Consider the following 17,727-nt stretch of genomic DNA (forward strand, 5'->3'; position numbering starts at 1 on the left):
ATTTGTTTTAAAAATATTAAAACCTATACTGTGTCATAACGGTATAGGTTTTTTTATTTTTTTTATGATTATTCTTATTCTGAAAGCCAATCAAAATTTACTAAATTTGTACTTCTTGGTTTCTAAAACCTAAACTAATCTTTAAAACTTTTTTTGCTTAATGTCGAGTATTATTCAATTGCTTCCTGATCACGTTGCTAACCAAATTGCTGCTGGAGAAGTGGTTCAAAGACCAGCTTCTGTGGTAAAAGAATTGTTAGAAAACGCTGTTGATGCAAAAGCAACTGATATTAAATTGATCATCAAAGATGCTGGTAAATCTTTGGTGCAAGTTATAGATAATGGTATCGGAATGACTGTTACAGATGCACGTTTGTGTTTTGCGCGTCATGCTACTTCAAAAATTCGTCAGGCAGAAGATTTGTTTTCGCTTGGAACAAAAGGTTTTCGTGGAGAAGCTCTAGCTTCTATTGCGGCGATTGCGCACATGGAAATGAAAACCAAACAAGACCAAGATGAACTCGGAACGCACATTGTTATTGAAGGAAGTAAATTTGTTTCGCAAGAAGTAGCAGTTTTGCCAAAAGGAACTTCATTTGCGGTTAAGAACTTATTTTTTAATATTCCCGCTCGTCGTAATTTCTTAAAATCCGATACGGTTGAGTTTCGCCATGTAATGGATGAATTTCAGCGTGTGGCATTGGCGCATCCGAATATTCATTTTAGTTTTTATCATAACGGAAGTGAATTATATAATCTTCCTGCGGCTGGCTATCGCCAGAGAATTGTGGGAATCATGTCTGGGAAAACCAATGAGAAATTAGTTCCTGTAAGCGAAGAAACAGATATTATAAGTATTCAAGGTTTTGTTTGTAAACCAGAATTTGCAAAGAAAAATAGAGGAGAGCAGTTCTTTTTTGTAAACGATCGTTTTATAAAAAGCGGTTACTTGCATCATGCGGTAATGGCTGCTTATGACGGATTATTGAAAGATGGTTCTCAACCAAGTTATTTCTTGTATTTGCAAGTTCCGCCAAACACAATTGATATCAATATACATCCGACGAAAACAGAAATTAAGTTTGATGACGAATCGGCTCTGTATGCAATTTTAAGAGCTTCAATCAAACATAGTTTAGGGCAATTTAATGTTGCTCCAGTTTTAGATTTTGATCGAGATGCTAATTTAGATACGCCATATCATTACAAAGATATGGAAGCAGAAACGCCAACTATTCAAGTAGATGGAACTTTTAATCCGTTTACAGATGATAAGACTAATCAGCATTATGCGAAATCTAGCTCTGGAAATAGTTATAGTTCAGGTTCTTCTTCCTCTCCGTCAGGTTCGTCTTATTCGGGATCTTCATATTCTGGATATTCCAAACGTGTAGAACCAACTGCAAGTTGGGAGAGTTTATACGTTGGTTTGGATACAGAAAATCCTGAAGCTATAGAAAGTTCGCCATTTACATTCGAAAATGAAGAAGTAACCTCTTCATTATTTAATGATGATGAAATTGAACAATCAACTCAAAAAACGTATCAAATTCATAAAAAATACATTGTTTCGCCAATAAAATCGGGAATGGTTATTGTTGATCAACAACGTGCGCATCAACGAATTTTGTACGAACAATTTTTGTTGAATATGACGGTTAATCAAGCGTCGAGCCAGCAATTGCTTTTTCCGTTAGATTTATTTTATTCGGCAACCGAAATGAAATTGATTGAAGAATTAAAACCTTCATTAGAAACAACAGGTTTTGTCTTTGATGAAAGTAAAACTGATCATATTGTGGTTTCTGGAATTCCTGTAAATATTACAGAAAGCGAAGTTTCTCTAGTAATAGAACAATTGTTGAGTGACTTGCAAGACGGAATTCCTGCAAGCAGTTACAGTCAAAACGATACCATTGCCAAATCGATGGCGAAAAGTTTAGCGGTTAAAACGGGATCTTATTTAACCGAAAAAGAACAAGATAATTTAGTAAACGGTTTGTTTGCTTGCAAAGATCCAAATATTTCACCTTTTCAAAAACCAACTTTCATCACTATGCGTGTGGAAGATATAGATAAAAAGTTTGCCTTATGATGAACATGACTCCGGTTGTTAAACAACTGCTTATTATTAATATTATATTTTTTATTGGATCTCAATTAGTTCCAGTTTCGTATGAATATCTGGCGATGTTTTTTCCTGAAAATCCAAATTTTAAAGCATGGCAGCCTATAACGCATATGTTCATGCATGGCGGAATAATGCATATTGCTTTTAATATGTTTGCGATGGTTTCTTTTGGATCTGCGCTAGAACATTTTTGGGGTGGTAAAAAGTTTCTCTTTTTTTATATTTCTTGCGGATTAGGATCGGCGTTGCTCCACACCGCTGTTAATTATTACTTTTTTCAAGATACTTTAAATACCTTAATGGCAAATGGATTTCAAAAGGCTGAGATTTTAAAACTTTTGTCTGAGGGAAAAATTGATACAAGATGGCAGAATTTGGTTTCGGTTTCTCAATTTAATGGCTTTACTAGTGCTTATATTGGTACTGTAGTTGGAGCTTCAGGAGCTATTTATGGTTTGCTTACTGCTTTTGCTTTTATGTTTCCAAATGCTGAATTAGCTTTAATGTTTATTCCGGTTCCTATAAAAGCAAAATATTTTGTTCCTGGAATTTTAGCAATAGATTTGTTTTTTGGTTTTAAAGGAACTTCTTTATTTGGAGGCGGAGGAACAGGAATTGCCCATTTTGCTCATATTGGAGGAGCAATTGCTGGATTTTTAATGATGTTGTACTGGAAAAAAAATCAGTTTAATAACAATCGATGGAATTAATTTTTAACTTTAATAATTAATTTTTAAAAAGTAAAAGAAGACTTTATGAATATTCTTGATGATTTAAAACTTCAATATAGATTGGGTGGTATAGCAATGCGCATGATTTATTGGAATGTAGCTTGTTTTATAATTTCTTTGCTTTTTTTCTGGCCAAATTTTGTTGGAGCATTCGATTATCCAAATTGGCTGGCTTTGTCGTCAGATCCTCAAGTATTTATGTTCAAGCCGTGGACATTTTTGACATATGCTTTTTTTCATTTTGATTTTTGGCATTTGTTATTCAATATGATGGTTTTGAATTTTGCAAGTAATTTATTTTTGACTTTTTTTACCCAAAAACAATATTTGGGTTTATATATTTTAAGTGCGCTTTTTGCAGGAGTGGTTTTTGCGTTAAGTTTTTATTTTTCTAATATCTACGGCTCCATAGTTGGTGCTTCTGCTGCAATAATGGCAATTTTAGTAGCTTCTACGACATATTCTCCATTGATGGATGTTCGTTTGTTCTTGTTCGGAAATGTAAAACTGTGGCATATAACAGCTGTAATTCTTGTTCTAGATTTGGTACAACTGCGTTCTGGAAATATGGGAGGTCATATTTCACATCTTGCAGGCGCTTTTTTCGGATTTGCTTATATTAAGTTGCTTCAGAGCGGAACAGATTTAAGTAAAATTGTTTCTAAAACTCTAGATTTCTTTGCCAATCTCTTTAGAAAATCTCCTACAACCCCATTTACAAAAGTTCATAAGAATTACAAGAAACCTACAGAAAAAACAACATCAAGAATTGTTACTAAAGACAAAACGCAACAGCAAATTGATGAGATTCTAGATAAAATCAGCCAATCGGGATATGATTGCCTGACGAAAGAAGAAAAAGAGTTTTTATTTAAAGCTGGAAAATAACTTGTAGGAAATTAGTATGAAGAACCTTTCTTGGTTTAATAAAATAATGTTCTTTTTGAATATAGTGCTAACTGTGCTTACATTTAGTGTTTATATTCTGCCTTTTTTAGCACCTAAAAGTTTTCCGCTTTTATCGGTGCTTACGCTGTTTATGCCTGCCTTTTTTGTGGCAAATGGACTCTTCTTTGTTTACTGGGCAATTCAGTTCAAAAAACGTCTTATTTTATCTGGACTGGTTTTGTTAATCGGAATTACTTTTATCAATAAGTTTTATAAGTTTTCTGCGAAACAATATGTTCATGACGAGAAAGATTTCTCTGTAATGAGTTATAATGTTCGTCTTTTTAATGTTTTTAAATGGTTAGATCGCGACGATATTCCAGAAAACATCAAAGTTTTTATCGATGAAAAAGATCCAGATATCCTGTGTATCCAAGAATATTCAAATTCGGCACATCTTGATTTAAAAGTGTATCCGCATCGCTATATTTTTATTGATGGAAAAAAAGTAAAAACGGGACAAGCTATTTTTTCAAAATTCCCAATTATTGATCAAGGAAATATTGTTTTTCCAAAATCAGATAACAATGTGGTTTATGCTGATATTAAACGCGGAAAAGATATTATTCGCGTTTATAATATGCACTTGCAATCTATTAAAATTTCTCCTGATGTCAGTGAAATTTCTGATGATATTGAAAATGTGAACCAAAAGAAGTCACAGCGTATTTATGCTCGAATTAGCAAAAGTTTTAAGCAACAGCAAGAACAGGCTGAGATTTTCAAAGAGCATATAAAAAAAAGCAAATACCCAATTATTATTTGTGGAGATATGAATAATAGTGCGTTTTCTTATATATATAGAAATATCAAAGGAAAGCTAAAAGATGCCTTTGAAGAAGCGGGCGGAGGTTTTGGAGCTACTTATAAATTTAAATATTATCCTGCCAGAATTGACTATATTTTTACAGACAGTAAAATGAAAGTAAAGGAGTTTGAAAGTTTTTCAGATTTTGAAAATTCAGATCATTATCCGATTATGACAAGGCTTTCGATGGAATAATTTTTTTTTTAGTCAAAAGTCAAAAGTTGAAAGTTGTAATTTATAATTCACAATTTACAACTCACAATTTAAATTATTTTCTGGGTTTTTAAATAATCTACTGCAAATTTACCTTCATTGAAAAGTAAATCTAAAACACTTAAATTGTTGATGAAACCATGTTTGTCATCAAAAACCTGAGTGTATTTTTCGAAAGAATTACCATCTTTTTTTCCATTTGCTAAATATCTGAAATCAGTAAAATTGGGTGTTTCGTGGAAATATTCTGTGGTTTTTCCAAACTCAAATTTCATTCGCAAGCATTTAGTTATGATGTCTAAAACTTCGAAATTTAAATCCATTAAAAAAGTGTGTTTTTTCTCGAAAATAGGCAATAAGTCATCTTCAAAATATTCAAAGAAAGGAGAGCTTCTATATGCTGCTTCAAGCGATTTAAAATGCTGTTTCTGCCAATCAAATTCATTTTCGATTAAAATGTCTTTTGTCTTTTGATGTGCTTCTTTTGAATGCTTTACAGGGATATTTAATAGCTGAATTCCGTTTGGACTATAGATATAAGTTCTATTTCTATTGGTCTGTTTCTGAAAATTATCCTCCATTTCAAAAGTAATGCTGTCAGATTGCGCTATCACAGCAAAATGACTAATTGACGGAAAATAAGTTGGAAGTATTAAGGAGTTCATGTTTTTATTTTTGTTTAAAAGTTTCAGGTTTCAAGTTTCAAGTTTTGCGCGCACATAAAACTTGAAACTTGAAACCTGAAACAAAAATAACTCTTTTTTAATTATGCTTTATTTTCTCTTCTTTTTTTCCAAATAAAATCTCCCACAAAATATAAGGCAAGAACTATTAGGAAATATTTAAAGTATGATTGCGGTTGACCTTCGCCGTCTACAGTTGTAAATACTCTGTTCCAACGTATTTTGTTGATACCTTTTCCGTTAGTATCCCAGCTCATCCAGATAAAAACTGGTTTCCCCACAATATGATTTTCCGGAACGTAACCCCAATAACGGCTGTCTTCAGAGTTATGGCGGTTATCTCCCATCATCCAGTAATAGTTTTGTTTGAAGGTGTATGTAGTTGCAGGTTTTCCGTTAATTAAGAATTTTGAACCTTCAATCGTTAATTTATTTCCTTCGTAATTTGTAATAATTTCTTTGTAGAAAGGAAGTGATACGTTGTTTAATGCAACTGTTTTTCCAGCTTCAGGGATATAAATTGGTCCCATATTATCCTGGCTCCATTTGTCTATATGAGGGAAAATCGCATTGTCATTTCCTTTATCAATTTTTCTAATTACAGCAGTAACGCCAGGGGTGTTTTTGAATCTCTCCGCTCCAGCTTCTGTTAATGAACCGAAATAAAGAGTGTCTCTTTTTTGAACTCTATTGCCTAGTGAATCAGCTTCAATTCTGAAACCATAACCGTCAGTAATATCCAATTCTTTAATTATTGTTTCAAGATCGATTGGCGTTTTTTGGTCTAAAGCTACAGCGTAAGAATACTGAGGTTTGGCTCTTTCTGGTAAAATTAATTTTTTACCATTAATGAAAACATAACCATCCTTTATTGATAAACTGTCTCCCGGAATACCAACACATCTTTTTACATAATTTGATTTCTTGTCTATAGGTTTAATGACGCCTGGTCTTCCTTTTGGTTCAAAGAAATAATGAACAGTATCTACAGGCCAGTTAAAAACGACTATATCGCATCGTTTTATCTTCTCAATTGCAGGTAGTCTGAAATAAGGTAATTGTGGCCAGCTTAAATAAGATTTTTTCTTTGTTAGAGGAATAGAGTCATGAACCATTGGTAACGCAACAGTTGTCATTGGAACTCTTGGGCCATAATTAATTTTGCTCACAAATAAGAAGTCACCAATCAATAAAGATTTTTCTAAAGATGATGTCGGAATTGTATAAGGTTGTACCACATAAGTATGCACTAAAGTAGCGACAATTATAGCAAAAAGCAATGAGCTGATCGTATCTGCCGTTTTGTTTTCTGGCGTTAATTGACGCTCTGCACGATACTCTAATTTTTGTGTATAATTTACATAATAGATATAAAAACCTAATGTAAAAAGCCCAAGAATTGTATCTAAGGTCGATCTTTTATTGAATGTTCTTAAAGTTTCTACCCATACAACTGGAAACATAATCAGGTTGATAATTGGGATAAAAAGCAATAAAGTCCACCAAGTTGGACGTCCGATCATTTTCATTAAAATGATAGAATTATATACAGGAATTGCTGCTTCCCAGCTTTTTCTTCCTGCAGCCTGATACAATTTCCAAGTACCAAGAAAATGAATTATTTGGACTGCTAAGAAAAATACGAACCAAGAGTAAAGTGTCATAATATTGTATTTTAAATTTTAAATTCAGATTGAATCAATTCTGAATTTTATTCAATTATTGTAAATTTAATACATCTTTCATAGTGAAAATTCCTTGTTTTCCAGCAAGCCATTCTGCAGCGATAACGGCTCCAAGAGCAAAACCTTCGCGATTGTGAGCAGTATGTTTAATTTCGATGCTGTCAATAACTGAATCGTAGTTTACAGTGTGAGTGCCAGGAACTTCTCCAATTCTTTTTGCTTCAATATGAATTTGATTGTTTTTTGCCTCTTCCATAGTCCATTCAGCATAATTACTGTTCTGAATAACTCCTTGGGCTAAAGAAATTGCAGTTCCGCTTGGCGCATCCAATTTATGGATGTGATGAATTTCTTCCATTGAAACTTTATAAGAATCAAATTGATTCATGATTTTAGCCAGATATTCATTTAATCCGAAGAAGATATTTACACCTAAACTAAAGTTTGAACTCGAAATAAAACCTCCCTTTTTCTCATTGCAAAGAGCAATCATTTCGTCATAATGTTCTAGCCATCCTGTTGTTCCAGAAACTACCGGAACATTAGAATTGAAACAAGCAGAAATATTGCTTACTGCTGCTGAAGGAACGCTAAAATCAATGGCAACATCTGCTGTTGAAAGCCCGTCATAAGTATTGAATTCATCTTTCTTTAAAACTATTTCATGACCTCTTTCTAAAGCAATTCTTTCGATTACTTTACCCATTTTTCCGTATCCTAAAAGCGCAATTTTCATTATGATTATTTTTTGTGAATTTTTTTAATAGAATTGAATCTATTAAAACTTGTAATTAAAAGTTAGTCCGACATTTGGTTTAAATGTTACATCGGCGGGATAAATTTCTGGACGCATTGAAAGTCTTTCGTTTACGTTAAACTGAATTAATGCGGCATCAACATTGGCATCAATAATGTTTAATACATAAAAGCCAACGACAAATAAAGCTGATAAATCTCTATTTCTCTGATAGAATTTTTGTCCAGCAATTAATCTGCTCTCATCCAAAAATTGATAGTTATCATCATTATAGCCTTCTAATCGACGTTTGTAAGCGTCACGATAATCGTGGTATTTTTTATTATTATCGATGTAAAAATATAAGCTGGTTCCGATAGCTCCGTAAACCAATGGGATTTTCCAGTATTTTTTGTTGTATGCTTGACCTAAACCTGGCAGAATAGCAGAGTAAAAAGCTGCTTTTGCTGGTGTAAGCGGGTCTATTTCTTTGTATGCAGTAGTGTCTTTTACGACCAAAACCGTGTCTTTTTTTGCCTGAGCAAAAAGAGAAACGGTTCCTATTAGAAAGAACAATAGACTGATGGGGACAATTTTATTCACTATCCGTTTATTAATTTTATAATTCTATTAAAGTCGGCCTCAGAATTAAATGGAATTGTAATTTTTCCTTTTCCGTTACCAGCGACTTTTATATCAACTTTCGAACCAAAGTAGTCGTTGAAAGTGTTTTTTTGTGTTTCTCTCACTTGAAATGCAGAGTCAGCTTTCGGTTTTCCCTCAGCTTTTGGCTGCTGGCCTTCATGATAGTTTTTAACTAAGGCTTCTGTTTCGCGAACTGATAAGTTCTGACTTACAATTTTTTGGTAAATATCAGTTTGAACGTCCAGGTCTTCAATGTTGATGATTGCTCTACCGTGTCCCATGCTGATAAAGCCGTCACGAATACCCGTTTGAATAATCGGATCAAGTTTTAAAAGACGTAAGTAATTGGCAATTGTCGAACGTTTTTTTCCAACTCTTTCACTCATTTGTTCCTGTGTTAACTGAATTTCGTCAATTAAACGCTGGTATGATAAAGCAATCTCAATTGGATCTAAGTCATGACGTTGAATATTTTCAACCAAAGCCATAACCAAAGATTCGTTGTCATTGGCTATACGAATATAAGCAGGAACATGTGTAAGTCCCACCAATTTCGAAGCACGAAGACGACGCTCTCCAGAGATTAACTGGTATTTATTGAAATCTAATTTTCGAACAGTAATAGGTTGAATTACACCCAATTCTTTAATAGAAGTGGCTAATTCACGTAATGATTCTTCATTAAAATTACTTCTAGGCTGAAATGGATTTATTTCGATAGCACTTATTTCAAGCTCAATGATGTTTCCAACAACTTTGTCAGCATTTTTATCGTCTACTGATTTAATGTCGTTTTCCGGATCTTTTAATAATGCTGATAATCCTCTTCCTAAGGCTTGTTTTTTAATTGCTTTTGTCATAAAAACTATTTGCTGTTTTTCTTTATAATTTCTTGAGCTAAATGAATATAGTTTACCGCTCCTTTGCTAGTTGCATCATAATTAATGATACTTTCACCAAAACTTGGGGCTTCACTTAATTTTACATTTCGCTGAATTACAGTATCAAAAACCATGTCGTTAAAGTGTTTTTGAACCTCTTCTACAACCTGATTTGATAAACGTAATCTTGAATCGTACATGGTTAATAATAAACCTTCGATGTCTAGATCTGGGTTGTGTATTTTCTGTATACTTTTAATAGTATTCAATAATTTTCCTAATCCTTCAAGAGCAAAATACTCACATTGGATTGGAATAACTACAGAATCTGCGGCTGTTAAAGCATTCAAGGTTAACAAACCTAGAGAAGGGGCACAATCGATAATGATATAATCGTATTGTTCTTTTGCTTCTTCTAATGCTTTTTTAAGCATATATTCACGGTTTTCTTTGTCAACCAATTCAATTTCGATAGCAACAAGGTCAATATGAGCAGGGATCACGTCAACGTTTGGAGCTGTACATTTTAAAACGGCTTCTGTCGGTGTTGCAGTATGCTCAAGAATTTGATAAGTCCCAATTTCAACTGTTTCTACATCAATTCCAAGACCAGATGTAGCATTGGCTTGAGGATCAGCATCGATTAACAATACTTTTTTTTCTAAAACACCTAATGAGGCTGCAAGATTTACTGATGTAGTAGTCTTTCCAACGCCTCCTTTTTGATTAGCAATAGCAATGATTTTGCCCATTTATTTTCTGAATTTTGAACCGTAAAAATACAATTATTTATGGTTTTTGAAAATCTATTTTGTTAACATTTGTGAAAGTTTGGCTATTCGTTGTTTTATAGGTGTTCGGCTGAAAATTATTTTAGTTATGAATAAAATTGTTAGCAAAGTTTTGAAAGGTGTTTCTCCTTTAAAAGGACAGAAAACTAAATTTCGTGTAGAAAGATGGTTATTTTAAAATTTCAATAGTGACATAAACCAAACCGCTTTTTTTATTAGATGCAATTTCCATGAAAGCTCTTTTGCTGAGATCGATTTCTCTTCCTTTAACAAAAGGTCCACGATCTGTAATTTCTACAATTACAAATTTCTTATTTAATTCGTTTGTTACTTTTAATGTTGTGCCAAAAGGAATTTTTTTATGCGCTGCAGTAAAATCATTGTTGTTGAATCTTTTTCCGCTTGCTGTTTTTCTTCCATTAAATTTATCATGATAATAAGATGCATGTGCGTTTTTCTTGTACAATATGCTTTCTTTAGTTACTTCGCAAGAATCAATCGAAGTGATGTTCTTTTGTTGCGCGAATGTAATGACAGAAAAAATTAAAGCCATAAACAGTATAATCTCTTTCATTTGTTTTCTCATTCTATTTGCGGGCAAAAAAAAGGTATTAAAGAAAAATGGATATGTTCTATAAGCTTTATTTGTGTTAGAAAAAGACATTTTTTAGATTTTGTAGTGTTTTTGATAAGAAAATTGGGAGTAAAAACGGACTCGAAGGTTGAGGATTATTGCTATTTTGGACTTTCTTTAAATTACAATTATTACTATCTATCAAACCACAAAAACGAACATTATTATGAGTAAAAAACTAATCTCATTATTTGCATTTATGTTGCTTTTATGCAGTTTTATTTCGCCTTATCCGATTAACGAAAAAACAGAGGAAAATAAAAAAATAGAACGCAAAATTGTTTACAATAAAAAGAAACATAATATTACATTGTCATGGTCGCCTTTTGGCTCTTCGGGCAATTATGTAATTACAAGAGGAGGAAGCCGCCTTGCGTCAGATTTTATTTCGGTTGGATCGACTTCTAAATTGGTATTCATCGATACTAAACCAAATGCAGATAAATATGAGAATTACTATAAAGTTTCGCGCAATGATGTAAGCATAATAATTTCGCTCGAAAATCAGATTTTTGGTGACAACATGTATTTCTATGATAGAAAATATGAAAAAGCAGAAAGTGCCAAAAATGATATTAATGCTCAATTTAGCGCTATTGGTTTAGGTGGCGCAAATGGCGAATGGACTACAAAACGCCAGGCTTATTATTTCAAACCAAATGTGAATGGTCAGACTTATGATGTTGGTGGATCGGGTTCTGCATCATCAAAAGAAGCGAATTCAATAGAATTAGGTTTTTATTCTCATATAGGAGGTTTGGGGAAAGTGCCTTCAGATGTTAAGTTGGGTTCGATATTTACAAGACCTCATCTATCGGGAGGAGCAAATGCTACTTGTACTTTTTGGCGTTCTGTAGAAAATGTAGAAGTCATGCGTGATTTTGCTTGGACGGTTTCTCAGTCAACAAGTGCAAGAAGATTACTGATTGACGGCACTTCAAAATATATTTCAGATATTGGAGATACTAATTTTTGGGGAAGCGGAGGTTTTATTGCAGATACTCATTACGAATCAGACAGACCAAATTGGAAAGGACAACAGCAATGGTATACAAGAAATGCTGTATTTCCGTCAGGTTCAGGAGCTATGGGCGGTTCTTATAATATGGTTTGGCAAGGTTGTGTAAATCCTCCGCAGGCGGACGATTCCAATTCTCCAATTTCAACTACACCTATTATCAGAGAAAAGCCTTTTCTTTTTTTAGATCAAGATGGAGAATATAAAGTATTTGTTCCAGCTTGGCAGAAAGATAGAGTAGGAGTTTCTTGGAGTTCAAAAAATATGGGTGAAGGAAAAGTTCAAGATTTAATTACAAATTGGTATGTTGCAAAAGAAGGTGATACAGATGTTGAAATAAATGCTGCGCTAAAAGCGGGTAAAAATATATTTTTTACTCCAGGACATTATTCATTGAATGCTCCGATTCAAGCCAACAGAAAAGATGCAATTCTTCTTGGAGCAGGAATCGCTTCTGTAACATTAGAACCAACTGAGAAAAATACTTGGGGATGTATTTATGCTGATGATAAAGATGGAATTATCATTGCAGGATTGCTTATGGATTCTTTTAATAGTACAACTTATCAGATTAGAATTGGTAATGAAAGTGCTAAGGCTAATCATGCCATTAATCCTATTCTTCTTGCGGATATTACTTGTAGAGTAGGTGGGGTACAGTCTAACAATATTCAAATACAAGCTGCTATGCAGATTAATAGCAGTAATGTAGTTGGTGATCATTTTTGGCTTTGGCGTGCCGATCATGGTTCGCAAAAAGGCGGAGATTTGCGCTGGACAAGAGACAGATGCAAAAACGGACTTATTGTTGTTGGTAATGATGTTACGCTTTACGGTTTATTTGTAGAACATTTTCAGGAATATGAGGTTTTGTGGCTTGGTGAAAGAGGAAGAACTTTTTTCTTTCAAAATGAACCTCCATACGATGCTCCAAATCAAAAAAGCTGGAGTAGTCAAAACGGTCAAGTTGATGGTTATGCAGCATTTAAGGTTGCAAATTCTGTAAAAGAACATCATACAATAGGACTCGGATCTTACGCTGTTTTTACAGGGACAGATGGAAATGTAAATAAGAAAAATGGTTTTGAAATACCAAATAGTCCAAATGTAAAATTGGAGAAAATGTGCATTACTCGTTTTGCGGGTCCAGGAAACATTCAAAATGTAATAAATAGTACTGGAGGAAGTACTGCAACTGGTGCAAAACGCGTGGCATCATATAATAATGATAAAGGAACACAGCCTTTTGATGAGGATTTTACTTTACCTAATCGCGAATCTTATCCTGTATATATTGAAATGGATAAATAATATTTAGATTTTTAATTAAAACATAGCCCTTGGTTTCAACTACGAGAAACGTTTCGTGATATTACATTGCGTTCCCGTGGTTGAAACCACGGGCTACATTTTAAAATGCAATTGTATAAAAACAAAAAAACGAACAGAAATGTTCAGCTTTTGTCGGGACGCGATAATCGTTCACCAATATTTTTCAGTTTATTGCAAAAAAAAAGTCTTTCCAAATAAATGAAAAGACTTTTGTCGGGGTGGCAGGATTCGAACCTGCGGCCTCCTGCTCCCAAAGCAGGCGCGATAACCGGGCTACGCTACACCCCGAAAGCGGATGCAAATATAGTAATAAATTCTGTTTTCAAAAGAAAAATATCAAAATAAATAAAACTTATTTTTTAAGTAGTTTGTTATGATTGTTTTAAAGATATTTATTAATAAAGTTTGCATCTAATGCTATTGCTACAATTATTTAAAATAACTGTTTATTCTTTGTATTTCTTATCAACATCTGCGGTTAAGGTTTTTAAAAATGCAACCATATCATCGGCATCTTTATCAGAGATGTCTTTGTTAAGTTGTAGTTTGCCCATTATTTTTATAGATTCTTTCAACGAATTAACAGATCCGTCATGAAAATATGGTGCTGTTTTTTCGACATTTCGTAAACTCGGAACTTTAAATAGAAATAGATCTCCATCTTTTTTTGTAAGATCATATAGACCTTTGTCTATTTTTTTGCTTCCAGTCATTTTAGAATAATCTCCGTAAACTCCAAATTTTTGAAACATTTGACCTCCAAGTGCTACTCCTCCGTGACAGGTAATACATCCGTTATCTATAAATGAATTCAAACCTTTTTTTTCCTGATTGTTAAGTGCAGATTCGTTTCCGTCTAAGTAATCATCAAATTTACTTTTAGGAATCAATTTGCGTTCAAAAGCACCTATTGCGTTGGCTAGATTATCAAAAGTTATAGGTTCCTTATCTTTAGGATATACTTTTTTAAAAAGCATTTGATATTCGGGAATTGATCTTAGTTTTTTTTCTAAAAAAGCTTGGTTCGGAATGGAGTGTTCTACTGGATTAAGTAAAGGCCCTTTAGCTTGTTGTTCTACATCTTTTGCACGACCATCCCAAAACTGCATAGAATGAAGAGAAGCATAAATTACTGTAGGTGAATTACGAACTCCAAGTTGTTTGGTGTCACCCTCAGAAACAGATTTATTATCAACACCAAAAGTCGAAAGATTATGGCAGGAATTACAACTTATTGTTCCATTTTTAGACAAGGCTTTGTCATAAAATAACTTTTTTCCGAGTTCAATTTTTTCTAGTGGAATATTTTCTTCATCAACCGTCGAGACAGATTTGAAGAAATTAGAGGCTTTTGTTAATAGTTCAGATTTCTCTATTACTGGAGCCTTGGAGAAATCATACTCTGTAGATTCTTTTTTACAGGATATTAAGGATAATCCTGCAGCAATTAAGATCATTTTTTTCATTGGTTGTAGATTTTTTTAGCAACACAATGTGAGAAAAGTATTAACTTTTAAAGCTGATTATTATCATGTAATAGGATTTATTTTGAATTTTAAATAAATCCTATTATTATTGAGCTTTGAAACAAATAGTTTGAGTAATGTATAAAGCAGATTTTGTTCATTATTCTTTATTTGAGAATAACAAAAACTGATTAATCGAGTTCTTTTTTCAAACAATAAAAACTTACTTTTGCACCATCAATATTATAATAGAACTATACTATGTCAAATACAATCGAAAAAATTAAATGCCTTATTATAGGTTCTGGCCCTGCAGGTTACACTGCTGCTATTTATGCGGCTAGAGCTAATATGAATCCCGTATTATATCAAGGAATGCAGCCTGGTGGTCAATTGACTACAACAAATGAAGTTGAGAACTTTCCAGGTTATGTTGATGGAGTTACAGGACCAGAAATGATGATTCAGTTACAAGAACAAGCAAAACGTTTTGGTGCTGATATTCGTGATGGTTGGGCTACAAAAGTTGATTTTTCTGGAGATATTCATAAAGTTTGGATTAACGATTCAATCGAATTATACTGTGAAACTGTAATTATTTCTACAGGTGCTTCGGCTAAATATTTAGGATTACCATCAGAACAACACTATTTAAATATGGGTGGAGGAGTTTCTGCTTGTGCTGTTTGCGACGGATTTTTCTACAGAAACCAAGAAGTTGTAATTGTTGGTGCTGGAGATTCTGCTTGTGAAGAAGCTCATTACTTATCTAAACTTTGCAAAAAAGTAACAATGTTAGTAAGAAGTGAGAAATTCAGAGCTTCTAAAATTATGGAAGAACGTGTCCGCAAAACAGAAAATATTGAAATTTTAATGAATCATGATACAGTTGAAGTTTTAGGAGATTCAAATGTTGTTCATGCCATTAAAGCATTAAATAAAACAACAGGTGAAACTATTGAAATTCCCGCAACTGGTTTCTTCGTAGCAATTGGTCATAAACCAAATACAGATATTTTTAAAGATTATATTACGCTTGACGAAACTGGTTATATCGTAAACACTCCAGGAACATCTAAAACAAATGTTGATGGTGTTTTTGTAGCAGGAGATGCTGCAGACCACGTTTATCGTCAGGCAATTACTGCTGCAGGAACAGGTTGTATGGCAGCTTTAGATGCTGAAAGATATTTGGCTTCTAAGGAATAAGTTTAAAAGTTTCAGGTTTAACGTTTCAAGTTATTGGAGCGCGCAAAACTTTTGCAATAAAAAATCCCATTCTAATTTTTAGAATGGGATTTTTCTTTTTTATAATTAAGTTCTTGGTTCAACCTGAAACCTGAAACAAGAAAAACCTGAAACAAATTATTTAATTTTCTTAATCAGCTTAGCTTCTTCAGAAAAACGAGTTAAGGTAATAGCTGGACTTCCTAAAAGAGAAATTTCTGCTTTATCTCCAATTGCTAAAGAAACAGTTGTTTCAGCAAAAATGCTTCCTACAGCAAAATTCTCGGCAGTAACATTTGCGTCTTTCAACGTGAATTTTGTTCCTGTGAAAACAGTATTATTATCTAATCGAATAGTTGCTTTTTCTGCAATACCTTCAATTGCAGCATTTCCTCTTTGATACAAATCACATTTAAATTTAATAGCAGAAACTAAAGTCTTAAGAACTGCATTTTTACTTAATTGTATATTTGCGTCGTCGGCTTTTAAGTTTAATTCTGTTCTTGTTTTGTCATCGGCAATTAAAGTGAATTTTTTTGCATTTACGTTCAAAAACAACTTAGAAAAATCAAGACAATTCATCGTAATATCATCCAATTGCAATTCTTGAATCGCGTAAACAACAGCCTCATTTTTAGTGATTACCTTATTTAAGGATTTTGTGTAAGTAACCTTAACGGCTAATTTCTTGAAAATAGTTGATTCTTTATTGGTATATAATCGAAGCGTTTTTTCTCTTAAATCCATTCCAATGATGTCATGTAAATTATCATCGGCTTCAATTTTAATCTCATTTTTTTCTCCTTGTTCCAAATAAACTTCCAAATTATCATCGACTTCAATGGCGTCAAAACTTCCAACTTCTTTTATCGAAGTCGTTACAACTTTAGAACCTTTAATTTTTTCTCTTTTTTGAGCAAAAGTCAATGTTGTAACAAATAATAATAGGAGTAGCGCAGTACTTTTTTTCATTAATTCTAGATTTGATTTTGACAAATATAAAAAAATCATCCACTTTTGATGAATGATTTCTTTTATATTTAACAGTTAACTGTTTTTAGTTTTTGCTAATAGTTCCTCCAGAACTTGCTTCTTTTTCGATTGTTTTTGGAGAACCGCTATAGTTTACACTTCCTCCGCTTGAAGCCTTTGCTCTTAAGGTTACAATTGGGTTTACAGAAATGGTTGCTCCGCTAGCTGCTTTTGCTTCTACTTCGTTTGCCATTAGTTTTTCGGCATCGATACTTCCTCCGCTTGACGCAGAAGAATTAAAACTCAAAGCTTTACCTTCTATGTTAATAGAACCTGCACTTCCTGCGTCTACAGAGATTTTATCAGACTCAATATTAACATTCATAGATCCAGCGCTAGAAGTTTCCAAAGTGATATCTTCTCCTTCAAGAACTCCTTTTGTTTGAACTGATGATGCACTAGAAGCTTCAATCTTATCAACAATTGGCATTTTTACGGTTACCTTTTTAGCAGTAATATTACGGAAAGAACTGAATTTACATTTAATTATAAGAGTTCCGTTTTCAACTTTTGTAACAATTTCGTTTTGAAGATTATCATCGGCCTCAACTGTGATTTCAGTTACGTCAGATTGTTCGATAACGAGATCAATGGCATTGCTTACAGAAACATTTTTAAAGTCTCCTTGAACAATTCTTTTTTCTTTTGTAACGTGTCCGCTTCCTTCTATGGCATTTACATTAAAATTACAAGAAGCAAATAATAAAGCGGTAACAGTTGCAATTATAAATTTCGTAATATGAATAATTATTTTGATCATGGCTTT

16 protein-coding genes and 1 tRNA gene are annotated in these 17,727 nt (G+C 33.1%); 6 read left to right on the forward strand and 11 right to left on the reverse strand.

All coding sequences use genetic code 11. From position 1 onward, the window contains the following. The first annotated feature begins 160 nt into the window (after positions 1 to 160). Genes mutL through P0R33_RS16300 form a run of 4 tightly spaced genes read left to right on the forward strand, consistent with a single transcriptional unit; the run spans position 161 to position 4,813 of the window. A complete protein-coding gene (gene mutL / locus P0R33_RS16285; protein ID WP_276172254.1) occupies positions 161 to 2,095 on the forward strand; it encodes a DNA mismatch repair endonuclease MutL in 1,935 nt (644 codons plus the stop codon). After that, complete coding sequence (locus P0R33_RS16290) at positions 2,092 to 2,841, forward strand: rhomboid family intramembrane serine protease (protein ID WP_276172255.1); 750 nt, start codon at positions 2,092 to 2,094, stop codon at positions 2,839 to 2,841. Before mutL ends, P0R33_RS16290 begins: the two co-directional genes overlap by 4 nt. Before the next feature lie 45 nt (positions 2,842 to 2,886). Further along, on the forward strand, positions 2,887 to 3,750 hold the full coding sequence (locus P0R33_RS16295) for a rhomboid family intramembrane serine protease (RefSeq protein WP_276172256.1): 864 nt from the start codon (positions 2,887 to 2,889) through the stop codon (positions 3,748 to 3,750). Between the two features lie 46 nt (positions 3,751 to 3,796). Next, the gene (locus P0R33_RS16300) at positions 3,797 to 4,813 is read left to right on the forward strand and encodes an endonuclease/exonuclease/phosphatase family protein (RefSeq protein ID WP_276175665.1); all 1,017 of its coding nucleotides are present in this window, start codon (positions 3,797 to 3,799) and stop codon (positions 4,811 to 4,813) included. Positions 4,814 to 4,881: 68 nt separating this feature from the next. On the opposite strand, the gene P0R33_RS16305 is transcribed toward P0R33_RS16300, so the two are convergent. The 7 genes from P0R33_RS16305 to P0R33_RS16335 all read right to left on the reverse strand — a co-directional run bounded on the left by P0R33_RS16305 (position 4,882) and on the right by P0R33_RS16335 (position 10,826). Then, positions 4,882 to 5,496 carry a WbqC family protein gene (locus tag P0R33_RS16305; protein WP_276172257.1) on the reverse strand — a complete coding sequence of 205 codons (615 nt, stop codon included), beginning with the start codon at positions 5,494 to 5,496 and terminating at the stop codon, positions 4,882 to 4,884. A 101-nt stretch (positions 5,497 to 5,597) separates the two neighbouring features. After that, positions 5,598 to 7,178 carry a signal peptidase I gene (gene lepB / locus P0R33_RS16310; RefSeq protein WP_276172258.1) on the reverse strand — a complete coding sequence of 527 codons (1,581 nt, stop codon included), beginning with the start codon at positions 7,176 to 7,178 and terminating at the stop codon, positions 5,598 to 5,600. 55 nt (positions 7,179 to 7,233) lie between these two features. Beyond that, positions 7,234 to 7,935, reverse strand: coding sequence for a 4-hydroxy-tetrahydrodipicolinate reductase (dapB, locus tag P0R33_RS16315; RefSeq protein ID WP_276172259.1), 702 nt, complete (start codon positions 7,933 to 7,935; stop codon positions 7,234 to 7,236). A gap of 42 nt (positions 7,936 to 7,977) precedes the next feature. Beyond that, entirely contained in the window at positions 7,978 to 8,538 is a 561-nt protein-coding gene (locus P0R33_RS16320; RefSeq protein WP_276172260.1) for a DUF5683 domain-containing protein, read from the reverse strand. Continuing rightward, a complete protein-coding gene (locus P0R33_RS16325; protein ID WP_276172261.1) occupies positions 8,538 to 9,440 on the reverse strand; it encodes a ParB/RepB/Spo0J family partition protein in 903 nt (300 codons plus the stop codon). Before P0R33_RS16325 ends, P0R33_RS16320 begins: the two co-directional genes overlap by 1 nt. Before the next feature lie 5 nt (positions 9,441 to 9,445). Continuing rightward, positions 9,446 to 10,213, reverse strand: a complete 768-nt coding sequence (locus tag P0R33_RS16330; protein WP_276172262.1) for an AAA family ATPase — start codon at positions 10,211 to 10,213, stop codon at positions 9,446 to 9,448. Between the two features lie 208 nt (positions 10,214 to 10,421). After that, a complete protein-coding gene (locus P0R33_RS16335) occupies positions 10,422 to 10,826 on the reverse strand; it encodes a septal ring lytic transglycosylase RlpA family protein (protein ID WP_276172263.1) in 405 nt (134 codons plus the stop codon). Between the two features lie 226 nt (positions 10,827 to 11,052). Between P0R33_RS16335 and P0R33_RS16340 the strand changes: the two genes are divergently transcribed. Further along, entirely contained in the window at positions 11,053 to 13,215 is a 2,163-nt protein-coding gene (locus P0R33_RS16340; protein ID WP_276172264.1) for a hypothetical protein, read from the forward strand. A 234-nt stretch (positions 13,216 to 13,449) separates the two neighbouring features. Here the strand turns inward: P0R33_RS16340 and P0R33_RS16345 are convergent. After that, positions 13,450 to 13,524: transfer RNA gene (locus P0R33_RS16345), tRNA-Pro, on the reverse strand. A 158-nt stretch (positions 13,525 to 13,682) separates the two neighbouring features. Further along, complete coding sequence (locus P0R33_RS16350) at positions 13,683 to 14,702, reverse strand: cytochrome c peroxidase (protein ID WP_276172265.1); 1,020 nt, start codon at positions 14,700 to 14,702, stop codon at positions 13,683 to 13,685. A gap of 261 nt (positions 14,703 to 14,963) precedes the next feature. Between P0R33_RS16350 and trxB the strand changes: the two genes are divergently transcribed. Beyond that, positions 14,964 to 15,911 (forward strand): thioredoxin-disulfide reductase, encoded by a 948-nt coding sequence (trxB, locus tag P0R33_RS16355; RefSeq protein WP_276172266.1) that lies wholly within the window; start codon positions 14,964 to 14,966, stop codon positions 15,909 to 15,911. A gap of 156 nt (positions 15,912 to 16,067) precedes the next feature. Here trxB and P0R33_RS16360 read toward each other — a convergent pair whose 3' ends face one another. Beyond that, a complete protein-coding gene (locus P0R33_RS16360; protein ID WP_276172267.1) occupies positions 16,068 to 16,901 on the reverse strand; it encodes a DUF2807 domain-containing protein in 834 nt (277 codons plus the stop codon). An 85-nt stretch (positions 16,902 to 16,986) separates the two neighbouring features. Continuing rightward, positions 16,987 to 17,721, reverse strand: coding sequence for a head GIN domain-containing protein (locus P0R33_RS16365; protein WP_276172268.1), 735 nt, complete (start codon positions 17,719 to 17,721; stop codon positions 16,987 to 16,989). Positions 17,722 to 17,727: the final 6 nt, after the last annotated feature.

It is taken from the genome of Flavobacterium sp. YJ01 (assembly GCF_029320955.1).
Lineage (GTDB): Bacteria > Bacteroidota > Bacteroidia > Flavobacteriales > Flavobacteriaceae > Flavobacterium.

Bases quoted from the DNA above. Each gene is read 5' to 3' on its own strand.
- P0R33_RS16330 (WP_276172262.1), bottom strand. From the start codon at position 10,213: ATGGGCAAAATCATTGCTATTGCTAATCAAAAAGGAGGCGTTGGAAAG.
- P0R33_RS16350 (WP_276172265.1), bottom strand. From the start codon at position 14,702: ATGAAAAAAATGATCTTAATTGCTGCAGGATTATCCTTAATATCCTGT.
- P0R33_RS16365 (WP_276172268.1), bottom strand. From the start codon at position 17,721: ATGATCAAAATAATTATTCATATTACGAAATTTATAATTGCAACTGTT.
- P0R33_RS16300 (WP_276175665.1), top strand. From the start codon at position 3,797: ATGTTCTTTTTGAATATAGTGCTAACTGTGCTTACATTTAGTGTTTAT.
- P0R33_RS16340 (WP_276172264.1), top strand. From the start codon at position 11,053: ATGAGTAAAAAACTAATCTCATTATTTGCATTTATGTTGCTTTTATGC.
- P0R33_RS16325 (WP_276172261.1), bottom strand. From the start codon at position 9,440: ATGACAAAAGCAATTAAAAAACAAGCCTTAGGAAGAGGATTATCAGCA.
- lepB (WP_276172258.1), bottom strand. From the start codon at position 7,178: ATGACACTTTACTCTTGGTTCGTATTTTTCTTAGCAGTCCAAATAATT.
- mutL (WP_276172254.1), top strand. From the start codon at position 161: ATGTCGAGTATTATTCAATTGCTTCCTGATCACGTTGCTAACCAAATT.
- dapB (WP_276172259.1), bottom strand. From the start codon at position 7,935: ATGAAAATTGCGCTTTTAGGATACGGAAAAATGGGTAAAGTAATCGAA.
- P0R33_RS16295 (WP_276172256.1), top strand. From the start codon at position 2,887: ATGAATATTCTTGATGATTTAAAACTTCAATATAGATTGGGTGGTATA.
- P0R33_RS16335 (WP_276172263.1), bottom strand. From the start codon at position 10,826: ATGAAAGAGATTATACTGTTTATGGCTTTAATTTTTTCTGTCATTACA.
- P0R33_RS16360 (WP_276172267.1), bottom strand. From the start codon at position 16,901: ATGAAAAAAAGTACTGCGCTACTCCTATTATTATTTGTTACAACATTG.
- P0R33_RS16290 (WP_276172255.1), top strand. From the start codon at position 2,092: ATGATGAACATGACTCCGGTTGTTAAACAACTGCTTATTATTAATATT.
- trxB (WP_276172266.1), top strand. From the start codon at position 14,964: ATGTCAAATACAATCGAAAAAATTAAATGCCTTATTATAGGTTCTGGC.
- P0R33_RS16305 (WP_276172257.1), bottom strand. From the start codon at position 5,496: ATGAACTCCTTAATACTTCCAACTTATTTTCCGTCAATTAGTCATTTT.